The following is a 21,191-nucleotide window of genomic DNA, read 5'->3' as shown; positions in this document are numbered from 1 at the left end:
CGCAAAGCTCCGCACAATCGACCATTGAACGCCAGATGTCCTGGCCGGCAATAAGAGAATGGTGCAGGGAGTTTTGCGCAGGGAATTGGATGTATGTGCTGTTCTGGCTTGCTGAGCTCCCCGGTGAAGATTCCAGGGGTATGGAGGTTATGCCTCTATTGGAAGCGGCCGTGACATGAAATCGCTGATCCGCGAGCGAAGCCAGCGTTCTGCCGGATCGTTGTCGTGCACCCCGCTCCAGGCCATGGAGAGCTGCGCCGCCTCGATCGGAAATGGCGGGTCCTCGGCTCGCAGGGCGCAGCCTTCGACCAGTGCGCAGGCCGCGTAATCCGGAACGGTTGCAATCATCTCGGTACCGGCCAGCAAGGCGCGCAGGCCGCTGAATTGCGGCACGCCCAGGACCACCCGACGATTGCGGCCGATCTTGGCCAGGTCCAGGTCAATGTTGCCGCTCAGGTCCCCGGAAAACGAGACCATGGCATGAGGCCGCTCGCAGTACTCATCCAGGGTCAGCGCGCCTGGCCGTTTGTCTGCACGCAGCACTTTGCAGGGAATATCGCGCAGGGTCTTGCGCTTGGCGTTGGCCGGCAGATCAGTGGTGTAGCTCACCCCGACGGAGATCTCACCTGAAGCCAGCAGCGCCGGCATCAACAGGTAATTCGCCCGGCGTACCACCACGATGATGCCTGGCGCCTCCTCGCGAAGGCGCGTCAGCAGTGAAGGAAACAAGCCGAACTCGGCATCGTCTGACAGCCCGATGCGAAACACATCGCAGCTGCTCGCCGGATCGAACTCCTTGGCTCGGCTGACTGCGCCAGAGATGGTGTCCATCGCCGGTTGCAACTCCTTGAGAATCGCGAGTGCGCGGGCAGTGGGTTCCATGCTCCGGCCGTTGCGCAGCAACAACGGATCGTCAAACAGGTCACGCAACCGTCCCAGTGCGGCACTCACTGCCGGCTGTCCCATGAACAGTTTTTCAGCGACGCGAGTCAGGTTCTTTTCGAACATCAAGGCCTCGAAAATCACCAGCAGGTTCATATCGACTCGGCGCAGATCGTTACGGTTCATGGGTCACGATTCCCTGAAGGGTGAACTCTCGATTGTGGCTGATTTTTTTCCAGGCTGCCTGGTGTTAGCACGCAATTAACAACGATTAACTCGCCACGCAGAGCCTCCCGTCCAAGAATGCGGTGTACCAACCCGGATATTGCTTATGGCTCAATCTCAGCAAACTATCGCCTGCGCGCCCATCGTCGAACCGCGCAAGAAGAATACTGGCGGCCTGATCCCGTGGCGTGAAAGCCTGGCCAAGCAGTTGATCCTCGACCGTTTGAGCGAGACCGTCGAAGTCGCCGACCTGGCGCGTGCATGCGCCCTGTCGCGCAGCCATTTCTCCCGCGCGTTCAAGTGCAGCACCGGTCTATCACCCCAGGACTGGATTCGCCAGCAACGCCTCGCCCGCGCCAAGCAACTGATCCAGAGCACCGACATGACACTGACGCAAATCAGCCTGGAATGCGGCTTCTGCGACCAGGCGCATTTTTGCCATATCTTCACCCGCAGCGAGGGCATCAATCCGTTCGCGTGGCGATGCCGGATGGTGCGGTCCCTGACCAACCTCAAGCCTGGATCAATGCCGGTCTGTCAGGGTTGAGCCGCTCGTTGCGAGTCTCGGTCACGCCATAGAGTGTCCGAATCGAATCGCGATGGCGTCGAGTTAAACGCCGTTAATTCTGCACCGCAAAGCGCACTCGCCCGGCGTACCGTTGCGTTGACGCGCAAACCTCTGGAATATGCTCGCAAACTGCGTACCAGACGCACGCAAGCAGGAGTGAGCGCGTGACCCTTTCCCCCGAACTGGCCATCCATTTCGGCCCCTACCGGATCTACCCCGGCCAGCGCCTGGTGCTGGAGGGCGACCAGCCGTTGCGGCTGGGCCGACGCGCCCTGGATATCCTGTTGATCCTGCTGCAACACGCCGGCAACGTGGTCAGCAAGCAGGTGTTGATCGCCGGGGTGTGGCCCGACAGCGTGGTGGAAGACATCAACCTGCGGGTCCATATGGCTGCGTTGCGCAAAGCCCTGGGCGACGGCCAGACCGGGCAGCGCTACATCATCACGGTTGCGCAGCGTGGCTATAGCTTTGTCGCGCCCTATTCGATGCAGGCCTTCGAGCAACATCCGGCGCCTGCCGCAGTCGAACGCAGCCGCCACAACCTGCCCGTGCGGCGCACCCGCCTGATCGGTCGCCAAGCTCTGGTCGAGCGCCTGGTGACACAACTGTCGCGCCAGCGTTTTATCACCCTCGTCGGCCCCGGCGGCATCGGCAAGACCACCGTCGCCCTGCGCGTCGCCGAGCAATTGATCGGGCAATACCGCGATGGCATTCGCCTGCTGGACCTGGCGCCGATAAACGACCCTTCGATGATCACCACGCACCTGGCCACCCTGCTCGACCTGTCCGTGCACGACACCGAGCCAATGGGCAGCCTGGTGAACTTCCTGAGCGAGCGGCAGATGCTGTTGGTGATCGACAACTGCGAACACCTGGTCGACGCCGTTGCCCTGCTCTGCGAAAACATTCTGCGTGGTGCGCCCAACGTGCACATCCTGGCCACCAGCCGCGAGGGCCTGCGGGCCGAGGGCGAGTTCGTGCAGCGCCTGGAGTCGCTGGACTGCCCGCCGCCCTCCACGGTGCTGGACCGCGCCCAGGCGCTGAGCTTTTCCGCGCTGCAACTGTTCGTCGAACGGGCCATGGCCAGCCACGACAGTTTCGAGCTGCACGATGCGCAATTGCCGGTGCTGGTCGAAATTTGCCAACGACTCGACGGCATCCCGCTGGCTATTGAACTGGCAGCGGCGCAGGTTGGCCGCTTTGGCTTGAGCGGCCTGCTGACCCAGCTGCAGGGCAGTTTTCGCCTGCTGGCCCACGGCAGTGACCTGACCCTGGCCCGCCATCAGACCTTGCGCGCCACCCTGGACTGGAGCTTTGAACTGTTAAGCCCCTGCGAGCAGGTGTGCCTGCGCCGACTCGGCGTATTTCGCGGCGGCTTCACCATGGCCTCAGCCGCAGCGGTGATCGTGGGCGAACACATCGAGCCAGATGAAGTGTTTGCTTCGATCACCCAACTGGTGGCCAAGTCATTGCTCAACGTGGAAGTCGGCGACGAAGAGGTGTTCTACCGCCTGCTCGATCTCACCCGCGGCTATGCCCAGGAAAAACTCGAACAGGCCGGTGATCTGCTGGACACCCGCGCCCGGCACGGCGCACGGTGCCTGGCCCTGATGCAACAGGCCCGGACCGACTGGGAGTTGATTCCGACCAGCCGGTGGATCGAGCGCTATGCCCGCAGCGTGGCGGACATCCGCTGCGCCCTCGATTGGGGGTTGCATGCCACCGGCCGCCAGGCGCTGGCGATCAGCCTGGCGGCGGCTTCCACGCCGCTGTGGCAGGAGCTGTCACTGCTCAAGGAACACGGCGCCTACGTGCGCAAGGCGCTGGCATTGCTCGACGCAGATCCGCAGCCCTGCCCGCAACTGAAGATGAGCCTCAACCTTGCACTCGGCAGTTCCTGCTATCACACCCAGGGCGGCACTGCCGAGACCATCAAAGCGTTCGTCAGCGCCAGGAACCTGGCCAGGGCGAGCAATGACGTGGCCGGGGAATTGCGCGCGGTATCGGGGTACATGGCGGTCAACCTCAGTTGCGGCAATTATCAGATGGCCCTGGAGCAAAGCCAGCAATTCGACCGCCTCGGCCGCCACGGTGACCCGCTGCTGGACTTGAGCGCGCACCGCCTGCGGGTGCTCGCCCTGCACTTTGTGGGCAATCAGCGCATGGCCCGGGTCAACGCCGAAGAGGTGATCCAGCGCATGGCACAGAGCGGGCACCTCAACCGTTTCACTCATGGTTTTGGCGTGCAATACGACCAGAGCGTGGCGGCGCTGACGATTCTGGCGCGCATCCTCTGGGTCCAGGGTCAGCCCGAACAAGCCTGGCGTACGGCCCGGCAGGCGCTGGACGTAGCGCTGCAGATCAATCACGGCACGTCCATCTGCTACACCCTGGCGCTCGCCGGCTGCCTGATCGCGCACTACAACGGCGATACTTGCAGCGCCCGTGAACTGTTGCAACTGCTGCTGCAGCAAGCGCAGAAACACTCGGTGCTGCTGTTCTACAACTGGGCGCGCGAGTATGCGCAGGTGATCGCCCTCGACACAGCACCGACTGGCGCGCCGGCAGGTTCCGGGTTGATCCGCGAGATCATGCTCACGCTGGATGCCGGGCTGATCGATGAAGCACTGGTGCTGCGGGCGGAGACCGGGATGGCCGGTTGGTGTACGGCGGAAATCATGCGCGCCAGGGCTGGTACCTTGCTGGTGGGCAATGATTCAGACGAAGCGGCGCGCGAGGTCGAGGCGCTACTGATCAGGGCGCTGAATGTGGCGAGAAACCAGGGTGCCCTGGCCTGGGAACTGCGCAGCGCCACCGCCCTGGCGCAACTCTGGCAGCGTCTGGGACGACCGCTGCAGGCGCAGGAACTGCTCGCGCCCGTTTACGCGCGTTTCACCGAGGGCTTCGCCACACCGGACCTGCAAAAAGCGCGACGTTTACTCGACAACCTCCAGCACGCTTGACTCACGCCGGGCGCGGCGGATGTGATGGCCGTAGCGCACCTCGAACAAGCGCAGGCAACCGCTGTGCGCAAGCTTCTCCAGCGCATAGCTGCGAGTAGTGTGCAGCAAGCGATACCGCGCGCTGCCGTTGACCTGTTCCAGCGACAGCAGCGATTTGGCCACCAGCCCCTCCAGCAGCGTCAGCAATTGCGCGGGACGCAGCACCGCGCAGCTGATCACGCCGATGGCCGCCTCGAGGGTGAACGACATCTTGAAAACGGCCAGGCGCTGCAGCACCGTCTGCTCGCGGTTGCTGAGCTTGTCGTAGCTCCAGTCCAGAGCCGCCTTGAGGGTCTGATGGCGCGGCACCGCAGTACGCCGGCCCTGGGTCAACAGCTGGAAGCAATTGTCGAGCTGGGCCTGCAATCCCACCAACGCCAAGGCATCGATTTGCGCCGCAGCGAGTTCAATGGCCAGGGGCAAACCATCCAGGCGGCGACAGATTTCACGCAAGGCCTTGAGGTCTTGTTCGCGCAGGGTAAAACCTTGCTGACGCGCCCGCGCCCGGCTGACAAACAACTGCACCGCCGAATAGCCCATCACCTGCTCGACGCTGTGCAGCGCGGACACCGGTGGAACGACCAGTGGTGCCACGCGCTGGACGGTTTCACCGGCGGCCTTCAGGGGTTCGCGACTGGTGACCAGGATCGATAACCGTGGTGCGCCCAGTAGCAGCGCCTCGACCAGGTGACGACAGCGTTCGAGCACGTGCTCGCAGTTATCCAGCACCAGCAGGGCATGCCGCGCCTTTAGCGCCTCGAGGGTCGAGCCAACTTCCAGACCAAGGCTTCGCAGCACATGATCGACCACTCGCGTCGGATCATCGAGGGTGGAAAAATCCACCCGCCACACGCCGTCCCGATAGTGCTGCAACAACAGCTCGGCCACCCGCAGCGCGACCGTGGTCTTGCCAATGCCGCCGGCGCCGACCAGCGTCAGCTGACGCCGGACCGGCAACTGCCGCACCAGGCTGCCGACCACCGAGTCCCGGCCGGTTACCGGGGTCAGCCGGGCGGGCAAGTTGTGCTGGGGTGGCAGGCAAGTTTCAAGGGCAACTAGCGTGCTCGCCGGCCCCTGCACCACTGGCGCGACAAAACAGTAGCCCTTCTGGGGAACATTGATGATGTAGCTCAGGCCGTTCTGCCCATCGCCCAGGGCCCGGCGCAAGGCGGCAATGTGCACCCGCAGGTTGATTTCCTCGACCACCGAAGTGGGCCACACCCGGGCGATCAACTGCTCTTTGCTCACCACTGTGCCCGCTTGCTCGACCAGTAGCTGCAGGAGGTCCAGGGCGCGACCGCCCATGCGCAGCGCCACCTCGCCGTCCAGGATCAGGCGTTGTTGCAGGTAGAAGGCATAGGGCCCGAAGTGCAGCACCGTATCGCTGTGCAAATCTCTGAGACTGTTCATGCCGTTTACATGCTGAAACCCGACCCTGCGGATTCCCGCATCTCCAGTGCAATTAGTTCTCATCTATCTTGGCAGGCATTGGTGACAGCACAACTGCGGCGATGGGAGTGTCACGGCCATCCGGGTGCGCGGGACGGACAATCAGCCTCAGCTGAACTGCTCGCGGTACTGAGTGGGGGTCAGGCCGAGCTTTTCACTGAACAGAAACCGCATGTGCCGCACGCTGCCGAAACCACTTTTGAAGGCGATGGTCTTGAGTGGCAAGTCACTGGTTTCCAACAGGTTTCTCGCGTGATCGATGCGCGCACGCTGAAGGAATTCCATGGGCGTCATGCCCACTTCCCGGGCGAACACCCTGGCGAAATGCCGCGGGCTCATGGCCGCCAGGCTGGCCATGCCATCAATGCTGAAAGGCTGGTCGAGGTGTTCCAGCACATGGTTCTGCACCCGGGTGATGGCCGTTTCCTGCGGCGCCACGGCGGCCATCAAAGGACTGAATTGTGCCTGCCCACCCTGGCGCTTCATCACCACCAGCAACACCTTGGCCACGTCCTGGGCGACTTTCTTGCCGTGGTCGGCGGCAACCACCGAAAGCGCCAGGTCGATACCGGCCGTCACGCCACCGGAGGTGATGAGATTGCGGTCCTGCACGTAGATCTGATCGGTCTCGACCGTCGCCTTGGGGAAGCCCTTGATCAGCCGCTCGGTGTAGTGCCAGTGGGTGGTCACCCGATAGCCGTCGAGCAGGCCCGCATGGCCAAGCACAAAGGCACCTGTACAGATCGAGCCGTACTGGCCGGCCCGGGCTGTCGCGGCCGGCAGCCAGGCGAGTAACGAGGGGTGCCTTTCGTTGTAGGCGCCGGGGCCGCCGGGGACCAGCAGCAGGTCATAGCTGTCAAAGGCCTGGTCGATGTGCAGATCGGCGCTGAGGCTGACGCCGTTGGACGCACGCAGCGGGCCGGGTTCGGTACCGATGGTGGTGAGTACGTAGGCGTGCTCGGCTGCCAGATAACGATTGGCGATGGAAAACACCTCCATGGGGCCGGCCATGTCGAGCAGGAGGAAATCGGGGAACAGCACCATTGCCACGGTTTTCATGGGATCAATATCACTGGGGTCATGGAAAGACACACCTTCCCCTGTAGGAGCAAAGCTGGGTCTCGGGTGGTGGGCATTATGACCAGGTTCAGCCTGGATGTCGGGCGGGAAAAGGTGATCATCCGCACATTACTGTCAACCTGTAAGCGACAGTATTTCAATTTTCACCTACTTATTGCATCGAGTAGTAACCATTAACCTTCTCCTCACTCGGACGAATCACCGTCCCTCCAGGAGAATTCATCATGCTGACCCTTCGCAAAGCCACTGATCGCGGCATGGCCAATCACGGTTGGTTGAAGTCGTTCCATACCTTTTCGTTTGCCAGCTACCGCAACCCGAAAGAGCAGGGATTTTCCGACCTGCTGGTGATCAACGATGACCGCGTGGCGGCCGGGAAAGGTTTCGGCCAGCACCCGCACCGCGACATGGAGATTTTCTCCTATGTGCTCGAAGGCGCACTGGAGCACAAGGACACTCTGGGCACCGGCTCGGTGATTCGTCCCGGTGACGTGCAATTGATGAGCGCGGGCAGTGGTGTTGCACACAGTGAGTACAACCACTCAAGTACCCGCCCGGTGCACTTTCTGCAAATCTGGATCGTGCCCGATGTCGCCGGGGCCAAACCACGCTACCAACAGGAGCACTTCAGTACCCAGAAAAAACGCGGGCGCCTGCAGCTGATCATTACGCCGGACGGTAGCAACGGCTCGCTGAAGGTGCACCAGGATGCGCGGGTGTACGCGGCACTGATCGACGGCGAGGAAAGCGCCACCCTGGAGCTTGCAGCCAACCGCTATGCCTATGTGCATGTGGCGAGCGGCAGTGTCGAGCTTAATGGCCTGCGGTTGCAGGAAGGCGATGGGGTGCGGGTGCGTAATGAGCAGGTGTTGATGTTGAGCAATGGTGTAGATGCTGAGGTGCTGGTGTTTGATTTGCGGGCGCAGGAGTTGCCGGAGATGCCGTGACGGCAATAGGGTTAAAAGATCGCAGCCTCGTTTCTCTCGACAGCTCCTACAGTAAAACCGTGAAAAAAATGGTCTTATCCATTACATCCTTAAAAACAGGCCACTGCCATGCCCCTGCCACAGACCATGACCCTCATTGAAATCACCCAGCCTGGCGGCCCCGAAGTGTTGCAGCCGCGTCAGGAAGCGCTGCCTGTGGCAGCCGCCGGCGAAGTGCTGATCCGCGTTCACGCAGCCGGGGTCAACCGTCCCGATGTCATTCAACGCACGGGCAAATACCCGATGAAGCCTGGAATGAGCCCGATTCCTGGCCTGGAAGTGGCGGGAGAAGTAGTCGCGATCGGCGCAGGGGTCAACGAGTTCATCGTCGGTGACAGGGTCTGCGCCCTGACCAATGGCGGCGGCTATGCCCAATATTGTGTGGCGCCGGCCAGCCAGACCCTGCCTATTCCCGACGGCATGGACTGGATTCACGCGGCCGCCGTTCCGGAAACGTTTTTCACGGTGTGGGCCAACCTGTTCGACATCGGCGGCGCCAGCAAGGGCCAGCGTGCGCTAATTCATGGCGGCACCAGCGGGATCGGCACCACCGCCCTCATGCTGTGTCGCGAGTTCGGGGTCAAGGCGTTCGCCACGGCGGGTAGCGAGGACAAATGCGCGGCAATACGCCAGCTGGGCGCCGAGGCGATCAACTATCGTGACCAGGACTTCGTCCAGGTCATTCAGGACAAGACAGCCGGCCAAGGCGTAAATGTGATTCTCGATATCATGGGCGGCTCGTACCTGAACCAGAACATCGCGGCACTGGGCATGGACGGTCGCCTGGTGATGCTGGGTTTCCTGGGAGGCGCCAAAGCCAACGAAGTCGACCTGATGGCGATCCTCGGCAAGCGCGCAACCATCACCGGCTCGCTGATGCGTTCGCGCACCCGCGAGGAAAAGGCCTCGATTGCCGAACAGTTGCGCGAGTACGTCTGGCCGGTATTGTCCGCCGGGCGGTGCGTGCCGATGATCGACAAGGTCTTCGCACTGGCCGACGCATCCCAGGCGCATGCACGGATGGAGGCTGGTGATCACATTGGCAAGATCGTGTTGCAGGTGGCTTGATATTCCAATAGCGCATCAATCCACGTTCCCCTGCAGCAGCAAGTTCGCTCCTGCAGGGATGTGTGGGCAGTTGACGGCTGTCGATATTTTTCCCGCCTGCGCCACGCATCTGTTAAAACCCGAACTTCAGTTTTTTTGATGGTAAACGACCGTTATGCGCTCTTCCCTCCTCCCCCTGCTGCGCCGCCGTTGGCTCTCGCTGATGTGCATGGCTGTGCTGATTGTCGGCTTGCCGGTGGGTTGCGGGGTGCTCCAGCACAAGGAGCGCGAGTTGCTGTTTCGCATCGAACCGGGGACCGCCGGTTGGTACCGGGGCCTGCCCAAGGACGTTCAGGAGTTTGACATCAAGCCCTCCGGTTTCAAGGCTGGGCAATCCCTGCATGCCTGGTGGTGGCCGGCGGCGCGCCGCGATGCGCCGTCAATCCTGTACCTGCACGGTGTGCGCTGGAACCTGACCGGCCAGGCGTTTCGCATCGAGCAACTGCGCGCCATGGGCTATTCGGTGCTGGCCATCGACTACCGCGGCTTTGGCCAGAGCAAGGGCGACCTGCCTTCTGAAGCCAGTGTCTACGAAGATGCACGTGCGGCCTGGGAGCGGTTTGCGGCGATGCAGCCCGACGCCAGCAAACGCCTGATCTACGGGCATTCCCTGGGTGGTGCGGTGGCCGTTGACCTGGCTGCCGACCTGGCTGCCCAGGCAAAAAAGAACCGCGCCCCGGTGCCCGTGCGTGGCCTGGTGATCGAGTCCACCTTCACGTCACTGGGGGATGCGGTCGCCCAGGTGGCCGATAACAATTTGCCGGTGAAGTGGTTGCCGGTGCGCTGGCTGCTGTCGCAGAAATTCGATTCAATCGACAAGATCGTCGACATCGACATGCCGTTGCTGGTGGTTCACGGCCTGGCCGACCCTTTCATGCCGTCGCGCTTCAGCCAGCAGCTGTTCAACGCCGCCAATGAACCCAAGCGCCTGCTGCTGATCCCCGGTGGCACGCATAACAACAGCATGAGCCTGGGCGGTGCGCAGTACCGCCAGGCGCTGGAAAGCCTGATGAAAACCACTCCAGCGCAGGTGGCCGGCCCTGCCGTCGGCCGGGCTGCACACGATTCCTGAGGCTCAGCGGTAACCCTGGGCCTGCAGCTGGAAGAGCTGCGCATAGCGTCCTTCGGCCGCCACCAGGCTGGTGTGATCGCCGCGTTCGAGTATCCGCCCCTGTTCGAGCACGATGATGTGGTCGGCATTGCGCACGCTTGAAAACCGGTGGGAAATCAGCAGGGTCATGCGCCCTTCGGTGTGTTCGCTGAAGTGCTGGAACACCGCTGCTTCCGCCGCAGGGTCGAGTGCCGAGGTCGGCTCGTCGAGGATTAGGATATCGGCGTCGCGGCGCATGTAGGCGCGGGACAAGGCGATTTTCTGCCACTGCCCGCCGGACAGTTCCTGCCCCCCGGCAAACCAGCGCCCCAGTTGCGTCGCATAACCGCGGTCCAGCTGTTCGATGAACGGCGCGGCCATGCCTTCAGTGGCGGCTGCCTGCCAACGCGGTTCATCGTTGAAGGCCCGGGTATCGCCCACCCCGATGTTTTCCCCCACGGTGAACTGGTAGCGGATGTAGTCCTGGAAAATGACCCCGATGCGCCGTCGCAGTGCCTGTTCTTCCCACGCTTGCAGATCGCTGCCGTCAAGCAGGATGCGCCCCTGGTCCGGGCGATACAGACGGGTCAGCAGCTTGATCAGCGTGGTCTTGCCTGAACCGTTTTCCCCTACCAGCGCGACGCTGTGGCCCGGCACCAGGTGCAGGTCGATGCCTTCCAGGGCCGCGCGACTCGCCCCGGGATAGCGAAAACCGACATTCTCGAAGCGCAAGCCATCGCCAGGCGCCTCGCCCTCGGTCAAATGACCACTGTCGGCCACCACCGGTTCGCCCAGGTATTCGTAAAGGCTCGACAGGTACAGGCCGTCCTCGTAAAGGCCACTGATGGCGCTGAGGCTGCTGCTCACCGCCGACTGCCCCTGCTTGAACAACACCAGGTACATGGTCATCTGGCCCAGGGTGATGCTGCCGTGAACGGTGTCGACCACCACCCAGGCGTAGGCCAGGTAAAACGCCGCGGTACCCAACAATCCAAGGACAAAACCCCAGCCATCCCGGCGCAGAGTCAAGCGCCGATCCTCGGCGTAAAGACGGGCGAACGTGTCGCGATAGCGCTGCAACAACAGGGGCGCGAAGCCGAACAGCTTGACCTCCTTGATGTAAGCCTCGTGGGACAGCAGGGTCTCAATGTAATTCTGCTGGCGACTTTCCGGCGCGCGACGGGTGAATAACCGGAAAGCATCCCCGGAAAAATGCGCCTCGGCAAAAAACACCGGCAACGCCCCCACCACCAGCAGCGCCAGGGCCCACGGCGAGAAATGCACCAGCAGCACGCCGAAGCTGATCAGCATGATCAGATTCTGGATCAGCCCCAGCGACTTCATCACCAGCGCCAGCGGCCGGGTGGACGCCTCGCGTCGCACGCGCACCAGCTTGTCGTAGAACTCGGAGTTTTCGAATTGCACCAGGGACAGGGTCTGGGCTTTCTCCAGGATCATCGTGTTGACCTTCTGCCCCAACTGCACCCGCAACAGCGACTGCTGGACCGACAGCGCCCGCTGGGTCGCGGACAACAGGGCGAGCACACCCGCCTCGAACAACACGTAACGCACCACTGGCCACAAGGGTGCACTGCCCTGCTGGGCATGCAACTGCATGGCGAAGACCACCGCATCGACAATGCGCTGGCCCAGCCATGCGGCAAGCGCCGGCAGTATGCCGGCGATCAGGGTGGCGATCACCAGGCCGATAAACAGTGCGCGGGAGGTGCCCCAGACCAGAAGCAAGGCGCGTCGGGCCTGGTCGAGCAAGGAGGTGACGCGATTCAGGGCAACTGGCATGCGGTGCTGGATCCGGCGTAGTGATGGCGTGAGTGCGCCATGTTACTTCAGCCAGGGGTCGGGGCGGTCACTGCAACAGCCGCAGTTTTTACATTTTCACGCGGACAGACGTCCACGCCCACCAGACCCGCCCGCGGGACAAACTGCACCGCCTTGGTATCGGACTTCCACAACCGCACGAAGTACGTGCCGTCCGCTTCGGCAATGACCCGCAGCGGGCGACTGAAACCGGGCCTGTCGGGATCAGTGATCGACTCGAAGCCTTTGCTCTCGGCGCCGAAATTCAGCACCGTGCAATTGCGTGCGCCGGAGGCGGACACCTGGAAGGCGAAGCCGCCGAGCCTGGCGCCCGAGGCAGGGTAAAACCCCAGCACCATGACCAGCACCATCACCGCGCACGCCACCATGGCAAGCGGATTGTCGTGGCTGCGCATCTTCACCACGAACAGGGCGCCCAGCAGCTGGATGATCCACAGCACCAGCAACTCCACCAGCATCAGCGGCACCATCCACCACAGATTGCTCACATAGCGGCCGGCGATGTCGATCGCCACGATGGTGACATTAAGAATCACGCCCATCTGCACGAAGGCCGACATCAGGCAGGCGAATCGGAAGTCCATCGACATGGGGCCGTCGACACCCAATGTCATCAACCAGTAGTAGGCGGCGATGGTCAGCACCGTGCCCACGACCGCCAGCAGGGTCCAGTACCAGGTGGCAGACACCTGGGAACCGATCACGCTCAGCAACGCGCAGAACGTCCCGAGTACCACCAGGCTGGCCGCCCAACGTCCCAGCATGCGCTTGTGGCGCTTGCGCTGTTGCGCGGTGGCCGGGCCGAGGGTGAGCTCGTCACTCAGGCGCCGCTGCGAATCATTGAATCGGTGAAACAGCACGAAGATCGGCAGCAAAACAAACGCCACCAGAATCGAAATGATGAAGATCAGAATCGCCGACATCACCGGCAACGCCGTGATGACCACCGACGAGGTGATGCTCAGCGGGATCTTTTCTTCCTGGATGTATTGGTACAGGTAGACCCCGGCCATCAGCAGAATGCCCACGGTCAGCGGCCAGGCGCGCTCGTTGAGCCACAGCAGGCACTGGCTCAACTGTTTGAAACGATCGGGGGTTGCAGTACGCGGGGGAATGTTTTCGATATCGGTCACGTCGACAGGCTCCAGTTCCATGGGGGCAGGTCCAACGACTGTACAGGCCGAAACGCAGGAAAACATCGGTGCCGAGCTTAATCAGAAGCGTCCGTCAGATCTTTCGCCAATGCCCCCTGGAAACGCGCCCGGTACTTGCCCGGGCTCTCCCCGGTCCACTTCTTGAACGCCCGATGAAACGCGCTCGGCTCCTGAAAACCCAGGCGTTCGGCGATGTCGCCGATGCTTGCACGGCTTTCGCGCAACTGCTCGAACGCCACGCCACGCCGTACTTCGTCCTTGATTTCCTGGTACGAACAGCCTTCGCGCTCCAGCTTGCGGCGAAAGGTGCTGGGGCTCAGGTGCTGTTCAAGGGCAAAAGCCTGCAAGGTCGGCCAGTCGCTGTATGGGCTGTTGCGCAGGCGCTGGTGCACTTGCGAGGCCAGGCCATGCTGATTGCGGAAGCGGATCACCAGCCACTGCGGCGCCGTGCGCAGGAATACCTTCAGTGAGGCCAGGTCCTGGACCACAGGCAGGCGCAAGTAATGGCTGGCGAACTCGATCTCGGTGCGCTCGGCCCCCAGTGTCAGGTTGGGACCCCAGAGCAGTCGGTCATCGCTGAGGGCTACCCGGGCATGGCGAAAGTCGGCACGGTCGATCGGAATGCGCCGGCCACCGAGCCAGCACAACAGGCTGATCATCAGCACCAGGAAGGTCTCCTCGCCAAATCGACTGACTTCAGGGTTCTTCGCCTGGGACTCCAGGCTAATAACCGCACGCTTGCCACGTACGATCAGCGTGCCGCGAAAGTCGCGCAGGAACAGGCCGAAGTTGGCCAGGCACTGGCGCATCGCCTTGTGCAGGTCGGGTTCCTGGATCAATGCCCGACAGATCAGGGCGAACGCACCCGGCGGCATGCCATGGGAGTCGAGCAGGAAAAACTCATCATCGAGCTCGCGGATCAGGATCAGCCATAGCGCGGCAAACGCGCTGGCAGGCACTCGCGCTGTGGGCTGCTGCACCAGCACCGGGTCGATGCCGGCCTGTAGCAGCAGCGCTTCGCGACGCAACGGATCGGCGCCCAGCTCCTGGACCATGGCTTGCACAAAGTAGGCGGCGACCGAATCCTTTTCCCGCATGTGAACGCTTCACTCCCCAGTATTCGAATGGCAAAAAACACCAGTTGCGTTGAACAGTTGCGGCATAGGACAACTGCCCTGCCCGCTCTAGACTCGGCGCCAATAGTACGCTTTTGGCCGCCTCGACGGCCAAGGTATCGCACGGTTTTGAGCGCAAGGACTGGAACATGGATCTGCAAAATATTGGCGTAATCGGCGCGGGCACCATGGGCAATGGCATCGCCCAGGTGTGTGCCCAGGCCGGTTTCGATGTGATCTTGCTCGACATCAGCGAGAGCGCGCTGCAAAAAGCGCTGGCGACGGTGGGCAAGAACCTCGATCGACAAGTGGCCAAGGAAACGCTGAGCGAAGCACAAAAGCTCGCGACCCTCGCCCGGATCCGCACCAGCACTGACTACAGCAGCCTGCAGGCCGTGCAGCTGGTGATCGAGGCGGCGACCGAAAATCTCGAACTGAAACTGCGGGTGCTGCAACAGATCGCCGCACAAGTGGGCAGCGAATGCGTGATCGCTTCCAACACGTCGTCGCTGTCCATCACTCAACTGGCCGCCAGTGTCAGTAAGCCTGAACGTTTCATCGGCCTGCACTTCTTCAACCCGGTGCCAGTGATGGGCTTGATCGAAGTGATCCGCGGCCTGCAAACCAGCGACGCGACCCACGCTCTCGCGCTCGAGATGGCGACTACCCTGGGCAAGACCGCGATCACTGCCGGCAACCGCCCGGGTTTTGTGGTGAACCGGATCCTGGTGCCCATGATCAACGAAGCGATCCTGGTGTTCCAGGAGGGCCTGGCCAGCGTCGAGGACATCGACGCCGGCATGCGCCTGGGCTGCAACCAACCGATCGGCCCTCTGGCATTGGCAGACCTGATCGGCCTGGACACCGTGCTGGCAATTCTCGAAGCCTTCTACGATGGATTTAACGACAGCAAATACCGCCCTGCTCCACTGCTAAAGGAAATGGTCGCCGCCGGCTACCTGGGACGTAAAACGGGGCGTGGCTTCCATGCCTATGCCTGAGCGTTGTTCACGTTTTGCCGAATACCGGGACAAGGTGCTGGAGCTGTTTGCCAGCAAGGGTTTCGGCCAGGTCGGCATGCGTGAACTCGCCACCTGCCTGGGGCTCGCCCCGGGCTCGCTGTACCACCACTATCCGAGCAAGCAGCACTTGCTCCTCGATCTGATTGAGGAGTTCTACGAAGAGCTGCTGGCCACCCTGGGCCGCGTCGAACAGAAGGCTCCGGCCAAGCGCGAGCGCCTCAACAGCCTGATCCGCGCCCACCTGAATCTGCATGAGGACATGCCTTGGCATTTTCGCCTGGTAGAGCGCGACAGCGGTTGCCTTAACGATGAGCAGCAAGTGCGAGTGCAGCAGCTGCGCGAGCAGTACGAGCGCAAACTGCTGAAAATGCTTGGGGTGCGCTCGCGCTTCAGCGAACAGGGCATGCTCGCCGCCGGGCATGCCATCGCCTCGCTGCTCAACAGCGCCCCCACCTGGTTGACTCACCACCCGCTGGACGAAACCGAGCGCGACGAGCTGCTGGAGAACATGGTCAGCGGCGCCATCGAAAGGCTGCTGGCACCGCGTCGCTCGAGTGAGGCGATAAGCCTGGCTCTATCCATAGATAAAACATCTAAAAAAACCTCGGCAATCGCCGCGATTTAGCGCTTTGCTACCCGGGTCAATCATCTTCAATGACCGGGAGCTGAATCATGAAAATCAATCCCTATCTCATCTTCAACGGCGACTGCAAAGCCGCCTTCACGTTCTACGCCCATGCGTTAAAAGGCAGCATCGACGTCATGATGACTTTCGGTGAAAGCCCCGCCCGCGAACACGTCCCCGCCGACCTGCACAACCTGATCATTCACACCCGCCTGTCGATAGGTGACCAGGCCATCATGGGCTCGGACACCACCCCGGATCGACCCACGGATGACATGGCGGGCTGTTCGATATCGCTGAACGTCGACAGCATTGCCGAGGCCGAGCGGGTGTTCAGTGCATTGGCCGAAGATGGCAGCGTGCAAATGCCGCTGGAATCGACGTTCTGGGCGGCACGGTTTGGCATGTTGCAGGATCGGTTTGGAGTGGCGTGGATGGTGAACTGCGAGAAGGATCAGTGATTGGCTGATTGGCTGATTGGAAAATTGGCAGTTGGCAGTTGGCAGTTGGCAGTTGGCAGTTGGCAGCACCTTGTGGGAGCAAAGCTTGCTCGCGATGACTGACTCCTATTCAACAGTGATGTCGACAGGCACACCGCCATCGCGAGCAAGCTCTGCTCCCAAAATTTCACCTCCAACAGAGGGGTAGATATTCGGGCCGTGGGAACCCGCATCAAAGCTTGGCGATCGAAACCTCAGTCGATTTAACAAACGCAATCACCTCACTGCCCACCCGCAACTCCAGGTCCCGCACCGAGCGGGTGGTAATGACCGAAGTGACAATCCCGGAAGCTGTCTGCACATCAATCTCGGAGACCACTTCGCCCTGGACGATTTCCTTGATGACACCCTTGAACTGGTTCCGCACGTTGATCGCTTTGATGGTCATGTTAAGGCTTCCTGTCTGAGTCTTGTTGGCTGGCACACATGTGCAGGCCCCCAAAGTGCACCGAGCGGAACAACATTAAAAGGAATATATAATTATCCATCTATTCCTTTTTGGAATAAAAAGATTCACTTGATCCGATAGTGAAAGGTATTACGCACTGCCGGTACCGACACCGCCTTGCCATCAATCATCCGCGGCTGATAACGAAACGTATCGGCAGCGGCCAGAGACGGTCGCATAAACATCGGGTGACAACCTTCAAGCACCTTCGGATTCTCGATCTTGCCCTGCGGGTTGACTGTGTACTCCACCGTGCAATCGCCCTCCAGGTTCTTATCCAGCGCGCGTTGCGGATAGTCGGGCGCTTGCTTGCTCAAGGGCAGGTACTGGCGAGTGTCGGCAGCGGCCTGGGCAGCCGCCTGTTGACGGCTTCGCTCGGCACTCAGGCGCGCCTGCTCGGCCTGCTGTGATTGCTGTTGCGCCAGGCGCTGCTGTTCGACTTCGCGAGCGCGGTTTTGCGACTCCAGGCGCTCACGGTTTTGTTCGGCTTGGAGCTCACGCTTTTTCTCTTCGACCCGCTTGCGAGCCAAGGCCGCCTGCTGCAACTTCTGCACCTGGACCTGCGGGTCGACAGCCGGCTTGCTCGGCGCCGGCGTCGCGGCCACAGGCTCGGGCGGTTGCACCACGGCAGGCAGCGGCTCAGGCGCCGGTATGGGTGACGGTATCGGTGCCTGAAGCGCAGGTGCCTCGGGCGCCGGCGCCAGGATCACCAGTTGGGTACGCAAGACCGCCGGCTGCTCGACCGGAGCCATCTCGGCCACCCAACCCCGCACCAGCAACCCCAGCACGATCACGTGCAACCCGACCGCAAGGCTCGCAGCCAGGCCATTGCGCCACAGCCCGCTGCGGTCGACCGGCGCAGCCGCCAGGTAAGGCCTGTGCAAGGTCATCGCCGTCATTGCGGGGCCTCGGTTACCAGTCCCAGGTTACTGACCCCGCCCTGTTGCAACGCCGCCATGGCTGCGACCACGCTGCCGTAGCCGGCGTCCTTGTCGGCGCGAATGTAGACCTGGGTGTCTCGCCGCTCAGCGACCACCTGCGCTACCTTGGCCTGCATGTCTGCAAGGCTCAGCGCACTGTCGGTCTGGTTGCGGGTGTCGAGTTCGCCGCCAAGATTCCAGTAGTAACCGCCCTCGGCTTTCACCGACAGGGTGAGGATCTGCTGCCGGCTGTCATTGGCCAGTGCTTCGCTGGCGATCTTGGGCAGGTCGATTTTCACCCCTTGGGTGAGCATGGGCGCGGTGACCATGAAAATCACCAGTAGCACCAGCATCACATCGATGTACGGCACCACGTTCATCTCGGCCTTGGGTCCGTGTTTTCTTTGCGGTCTGACCAACATCGTCACTCTCCTTTCAGGCGGCGGCGGCCAGGTTGATCGGCGCGCCATGCAGCTTGCGGTGCAGGCGCACTTGCAGCTCGTTGCCGAACGCGTAGTAGCGCGTCAGTAACGTCTGGCTACGCGAGGAAAAGCGGTTGTAGGCAATCACCGCAGGTATCGCCGCAAACAGGCCGATGGCCGTGGCAATCAGCGCTTCGGCAATGCCCGGGGCCACGGTGGACAACGTCGCCTGCTGCACCTGCGACAACCCGAGGAAGGAATTCATGATGCCCCACACGGTGCCGAACAGGCCGATGTAGGGGCTGACCGAACCGACCGTGGCGAGGAACTGCAGGCCTTTTTCCAGGCGCACTTCCTGCTCGCTGATGGCGACATAGAGCGCCCGCTCCACGCCCTCGAGGACCACGTCTGCAGCATTGCCCGAGTGTTGGTTGAGGTGGTTGAACTCCTGCAAGCCGGCCTGGAAAATGGGCTCGACGCCGGCTTCGCTGTCAGTGTTTTTCGCCGTTTCGCGATACAACGCCAACAGGTCCGGCGTGCCGCGAAAGCGCTGCACGAAATCGTTGAGCTGCCGCTCGCGGCGCTTGAGGACGCTGCTGCGCAGGATGATCAGGTACCAACTGAGCAGCGATGCCAGCAGCAGGATAAGCATGACCGCCTTGACCAACAGACTCGCGTCGCTGATCAGCCCCCAGATCGTCATGTGTTCGAGTGTGGCCTGCATGGTGAAACTCCTTGTGCGGGGCTCGCGGGCCGTCGATGCGCGACGGCCGTTGAGCTATTCGATGAAAGTCAGATGACAGGGTGATGACGGATCAGGGCAGCTTGAGCGTCCTGGTGACCTCGGCCCAGGGCACGAATTTAAAGTTCTGGGTTTGCTCGGGCATGCGTTTGCGCCCGTCCTGCACCACCAGCATGCCCTCGCTCCAGGCTCCGCCGAGGTTGACGGAAGTGACCTCCAGGCCATCGGTTTCCGAGGCGCCGTCGATACCGAGGGCAGTATTCATACCGACACGAAAGGCGCCACGGGCAGCGAATGGCGGTTGGGCATCAAGCACCAGGTAGCTGTCGTTGCCTTGGCTGGAGATCACCAGATAGTCATTGCCGGCGCTTTGATACAGCGCCAGGCCTTCCACATCGGCGTGCAATTGCGGGCCAACCTTGATCACGCTGCTGAGCGTTGCCGGTTGATCCGCCCGGGCATCCACCGCCCACACGCCCACATCCTCCTCGCCGAGAAACAGCCGTTGACGCTGATCATCGGCAACGCAGCCCTCGGGCTGACTGGCGACCTTGAACTGGCGCACCAGCTCACCCTGGACCGTGCCGTTCGGCGCGCTCAAGCGGTATTGCAGGAAGGTCCCGTCCTTGCCGTTGGCGAATGCAAAGAGTTCCCCGCTGGCTGGCTGGAACAGGCAGATGCCGTAGATTTCCTTGAGGGGCGTGGCGATCTCGCCGGCCTCGCGCAGCTCGCCGCTCTGGCGATCGATGCTGAACAGGCTGAGGCTGTTGTGATCGCGATTGCTCGCCACGGCCAGGTCGACCGTTTGCTGACCGAGCTTGAAGTTGGGCCGCACATCGACATTGTTCAGACGCCCGACCGGCAGTTCCTGAAGCAACTTGCCCTGCAGGTCGTACGCCAGCAAACCCTGCTTTTTGTTGGTGCCCAGCACCCGACTCAAGCCCGCCTGCTGCGGATGAATCCAGATCGCCGGATCATCGGCGGCGTCCCCCTGCCGTCCTACCGGTTCGGTCTGCGCCTGCGCCGGCACAACCGGCAGCTCCGCGGGCCGTGCGACCGGTGTGGCTTGCCAATCGAGCTGGCCCTGATACAGACGGCCATCGTCATCGTCGCGCAACAACACTTCAAGCCCCTTGGCCGTCGCGCGCACGTCGAGGTTTTCCGGCTCCTTCATCCCAGGCAATGCAAGGCTGGCCTTGGCCACCCAGCGCTCGCCCTGCTGCTGATACAGGTGCAATTGCGCGGCCTTCGGGTCAAGTGCAACCACACCAGCGGGGATCAGGGCCATGGCGCCAGCGCTGTGTTTGATCTCGCCGAAAGGCTCGCGCAGGGCAACGGGGCTGCGCGTCACTTCGGCCTCGGGATGTGCCGGATAAGCCCACCAGCCGACGTTCTCCTCGTTGACGACCAACTGATGGGCGCCATCGTCGACCCGACAGTCCGTTGCCGAAGGCGGCAACGGCAGACCGCGTACCCGTTGCGCCTGCGCATCAAGACGGGCACCGTTGCCAACCAGCCACTGTTCACCCTTGCCCTCCTCGCCCACCAGGAACAGGAACAGGTTACTGGCCTCGTCGCGGTACAGGCACAGGCCGTTCACCGGGTAGTCACGCGTCGGCAGATATACCGGCTGACCCCAGCTGCGCTGGTCAGCATCAAGGCTGACCAGCATCGCTTGCTGCCGCGCATTGTCGAGGCTCGCCACCAGCACGCGGGAGCCCAGGGCGCGGCTGTCCAGGCTAGCGAATGATCCCTGCAGGCGCGCCAGTTCCGCGCCTTTGGGGTCGAGTAACAGCAAGCCATCTCGCTGACTGACGGCCAGGCGGTCAGCGCCGGTCGGCAGGAAAGCCACGGCGTCGACCTTGAGGTTCGGCGCCCAGGGCGTGAGTGTCAGGTTCGCCGGGCCAGCCATGGCCTGGGTGACGCTCAGGCTGATCAGGGCGGCCAGCAGGCAACGGGAGGGTGATAAAAAAATGCTCATGAACAGGCAAGTTCCTTGTGGTGCGTACAACCTG

19 protein-coding genes are annotated in these 21,191 nt (G+C 62.1%); 8 read left to right on the top strand and 11 right to left on the bottom strand.

Features of this window, described 5'->3' with window-relative positions; genetic code table 11:
• Positions 1 to 147 precede the first annotated feature (147 nt).
• Positions 148 to 1,068 (bottom strand): LysR substrate-binding domain-containing protein, encoded by a 921-nt coding sequence (locus AAEZ09_RS04680; RefSeq protein ID WP_045061270.1) that lies wholly within the window; start codon positions 1,066 to 1,068, stop codon positions 148 to 150.
• A gap of 145 nt (positions 1,069 to 1,213) precedes the next feature.
• Here AAEZ09_RS04680 and AAEZ09_RS04675 point away from each other — a divergent pair, with 145 nt between their 5' ends.
• Together AAEZ09_RS04675 and AAEZ09_RS04670 are read left to right on the top strand one after the other, a co-directional pair.
• Positions 1,214 to 1,654 carry a helix-turn-helix domain-containing protein gene (locus AAEZ09_RS04675; protein WP_205893715.1) on the top strand — a complete coding sequence of 147 codons (441 nt, stop codon included), beginning with the start codon at positions 1,214 to 1,216 and terminating at the stop codon, positions 1,652 to 1,654.
• A 185-nt stretch (positions 1,655 to 1,839) separates the two neighbouring features.
• Positions 1,840 to 4,638 (top strand): ATP-binding protein, encoded by a 2,799-nt coding sequence (locus AAEZ09_RS04670; protein WP_350598337.1) that lies wholly within the window; start codon positions 1,840 to 1,842, stop codon positions 4,636 to 4,638.
• Here AAEZ09_RS04670 and AAEZ09_RS04665 read toward each other — a convergent pair.
• Positions 4,612 to 6,087 carry an ATP-binding protein gene (locus AAEZ09_RS04665; RefSeq protein WP_350598334.1) on the bottom strand — a complete coding sequence of 492 codons (1,476 nt, stop codon included), beginning with the start codon at positions 6,085 to 6,087 and terminating at the stop codon, positions 4,612 to 4,614. The genes AAEZ09_RS04670 and AAEZ09_RS04665 overlap by 27 nt on opposite strands.
• A 147-nt stretch (positions 6,088 to 6,234) precedes the next feature.
• On the bottom strand, positions 6,235 to 7,185 hold the full coding sequence (locus AAEZ09_RS04660; protein ID WP_205893712.1) for a GlxA family transcriptional regulator: 951 nt from the start codon (positions 7,183 to 7,185) through the stop codon (positions 6,235 to 6,237).
• Between the two features lie 245 nt (positions 7,186 to 7,430).
• Here AAEZ09_RS04660 and AAEZ09_RS04655 point away from each other — a divergent pair, with 245 nt between their 5' ends.
• From AAEZ09_RS04655 to AAEZ09_RS04645, 3 genes are all read left to right on the top strand, one after another.
• Entirely contained in the window at positions 7,431 to 8,153 is a 723-nt protein-coding gene (locus AAEZ09_RS04655) for a pirin family protein (RefSeq protein WP_350598332.1), read from the top strand.
• A gap of 108 nt (positions 8,154 to 8,261) precedes the next feature.
• Positions 8,262 to 9,260 (top strand): NAD(P)H-quinone oxidoreductase, encoded by a 999-nt coding sequence (locus AAEZ09_RS04650; protein ID WP_350598330.1) that lies wholly within the window; start codon positions 8,262 to 8,264, stop codon positions 9,258 to 9,260.
• 154 nt (positions 9,261 to 9,414) lie between these two features.
• Entirely contained in the window at positions 9,415 to 10,371 is a 957-nt protein-coding gene (locus AAEZ09_RS04645; RefSeq protein ID WP_045061263.1) for an alpha/beta hydrolase, read from the top strand.
• Positions 10,372 to 10,374: 3 nt separating this feature from the next.
• Here AAEZ09_RS04645 and AAEZ09_RS04640 read toward each other — a convergent pair whose 3' ends face one another.
• The 3 genes from AAEZ09_RS04640 to AAEZ09_RS04630 are packed head-to-tail and all read right to left on the bottom strand — an operon-like array spanning position 10,375 to position 14,479.
• Positions 10,375 to 12,189: an ABC transporter ATP-binding protein gene (locus tag AAEZ09_RS04640; RefSeq protein ID WP_045061262.1), complete on the bottom strand. Its 1,815-nt coding sequence runs from the start codon at positions 12,187 to 12,189 to the stop codon at positions 10,375 to 10,377.
• Positions 12,190 to 12,236: 47 nt separating this feature from the next.
• A complete protein-coding gene (locus AAEZ09_RS04635) occupies positions 12,237 to 13,382 on the bottom strand; it encodes a hypothetical protein (RefSeq protein WP_350598327.1) in 1,146 nt (381 codons plus the stop codon).
• Positions 13,383 to 13,438: 56 nt separating this feature from the next.
• On the bottom strand, positions 13,439 to 14,479 hold the full coding sequence (locus tag AAEZ09_RS04630) for an AraC family transcriptional regulator (RefSeq protein ID WP_045061261.1): 1,041 nt from the start codon (positions 14,477 to 14,479) through the stop codon (positions 13,439 to 13,441).
• A gap of 167 nt (positions 14,480 to 14,646) precedes the next feature.
• On the opposite strand from AAEZ09_RS04630, the gene AAEZ09_RS04625 reads away from it, so the two are divergent.
• Genes AAEZ09_RS04625 through AAEZ09_RS04615 form a run of 3 tightly spaced genes read left to right on the top strand, consistent with a single transcriptional unit; the run spans position 14,647 to position 16,605 of the window.
• Entirely contained in the window at positions 14,647 to 15,498 is an 852-nt protein-coding gene (locus tag AAEZ09_RS04625; protein WP_045061260.1) for a 3-hydroxybutyryl-CoA dehydrogenase, read from the top strand.
• On the top strand, positions 15,485 to 16,144 hold the full coding sequence (locus AAEZ09_RS04620) for a TetR/AcrR family transcriptional regulator (protein ID WP_045061259.1): 660 nt from the start codon (positions 15,485 to 15,487) through the stop codon (positions 16,142 to 16,144). The genes AAEZ09_RS04625 and AAEZ09_RS04620 overlap by 14 nt, the downstream gene beginning before the upstream one ends.
• 47 nt (positions 16,145 to 16,191) lie before the next feature.
• Complete coding sequence (locus AAEZ09_RS04615) at positions 16,192 to 16,605, top strand: VOC family protein (protein ID WP_350598325.1); 414 nt, start codon at positions 16,192 to 16,194, stop codon at positions 16,603 to 16,605.
• A gap of 211 nt (positions 16,606 to 16,816) precedes the next feature.
• On the opposite strand, the gene AAEZ09_RS04610 is transcribed toward AAEZ09_RS04615, so the two are convergent.
• The 5 genes from AAEZ09_RS04610 to AAEZ09_RS04590 all read right to left on the bottom strand — a co-directional run bounded on the left by AAEZ09_RS04610 (position 16,817) and on the right by AAEZ09_RS04590 (position 21,157).
• On the bottom strand, positions 16,817 to 17,032 hold the full coding sequence (locus AAEZ09_RS04610; protein WP_045061257.1) for a TOBE domain-containing protein: 216 nt from the start codon (positions 17,030 to 17,032) through the stop codon (positions 16,817 to 16,819).
• A 125-nt stretch (positions 17,033 to 17,157) separates the two neighbouring features.
• Positions 17,158 to 17,991, bottom strand: coding sequence for an energy transducer TonB (locus AAEZ09_RS04605; RefSeq protein ID WP_350598322.1), 834 nt, complete (start codon positions 17,989 to 17,991; stop codon positions 17,158 to 17,160).
• Positions 17,988 to 18,434 carry a protein TolR gene (gene tolR / locus AAEZ09_RS04600; protein WP_350598320.1) on the bottom strand — a complete coding sequence of 149 codons (447 nt, stop codon included), beginning with the start codon at positions 18,432 to 18,434 and terminating at the stop codon, positions 17,988 to 17,990. The genes AAEZ09_RS04605 and tolR overlap by 4 nt, the downstream gene beginning before the upstream one ends.
• Positions 18,435 to 18,447: 13 nt before the next feature.
• The gene (gene tolQ, locus AAEZ09_RS04595) at positions 18,448 to 19,158 is read right to left on the bottom strand and encodes a protein TolQ (protein ID WP_045060500.1); all 711 of its coding nucleotides are present in this window, start codon (positions 19,156 to 19,158) and stop codon (positions 18,448 to 18,450) included.
• A gap of 91 nt (positions 19,159 to 19,249) precedes the next feature.
• Complete coding sequence (locus AAEZ09_RS04590) at positions 19,250 to 21,157, bottom strand: phytase (RefSeq protein WP_350598317.1); 1,908 nt, start codon at positions 21,155 to 21,157, stop codon at positions 19,250 to 19,252.
• Positions 21,158 to 21,191 lie beyond the last annotated feature (34 nt).

The sequence above is a fragment of the Pseudomonas sp. 65/3-MNA-CIBAN-0223 genome (assembly GCF_040310425.1).
GTDB lineage: Bacteria > Pseudomonadota > Gammaproteobacteria > Pseudomonadales > Pseudomonadaceae > Aquipseudomonas > Aquipseudomonas gregormendelii.
The sequence above is the reverse complement of the archived record's forward strand: the minus strand, read 5'-3'. Positions and strand labels throughout refer to the sequence as shown.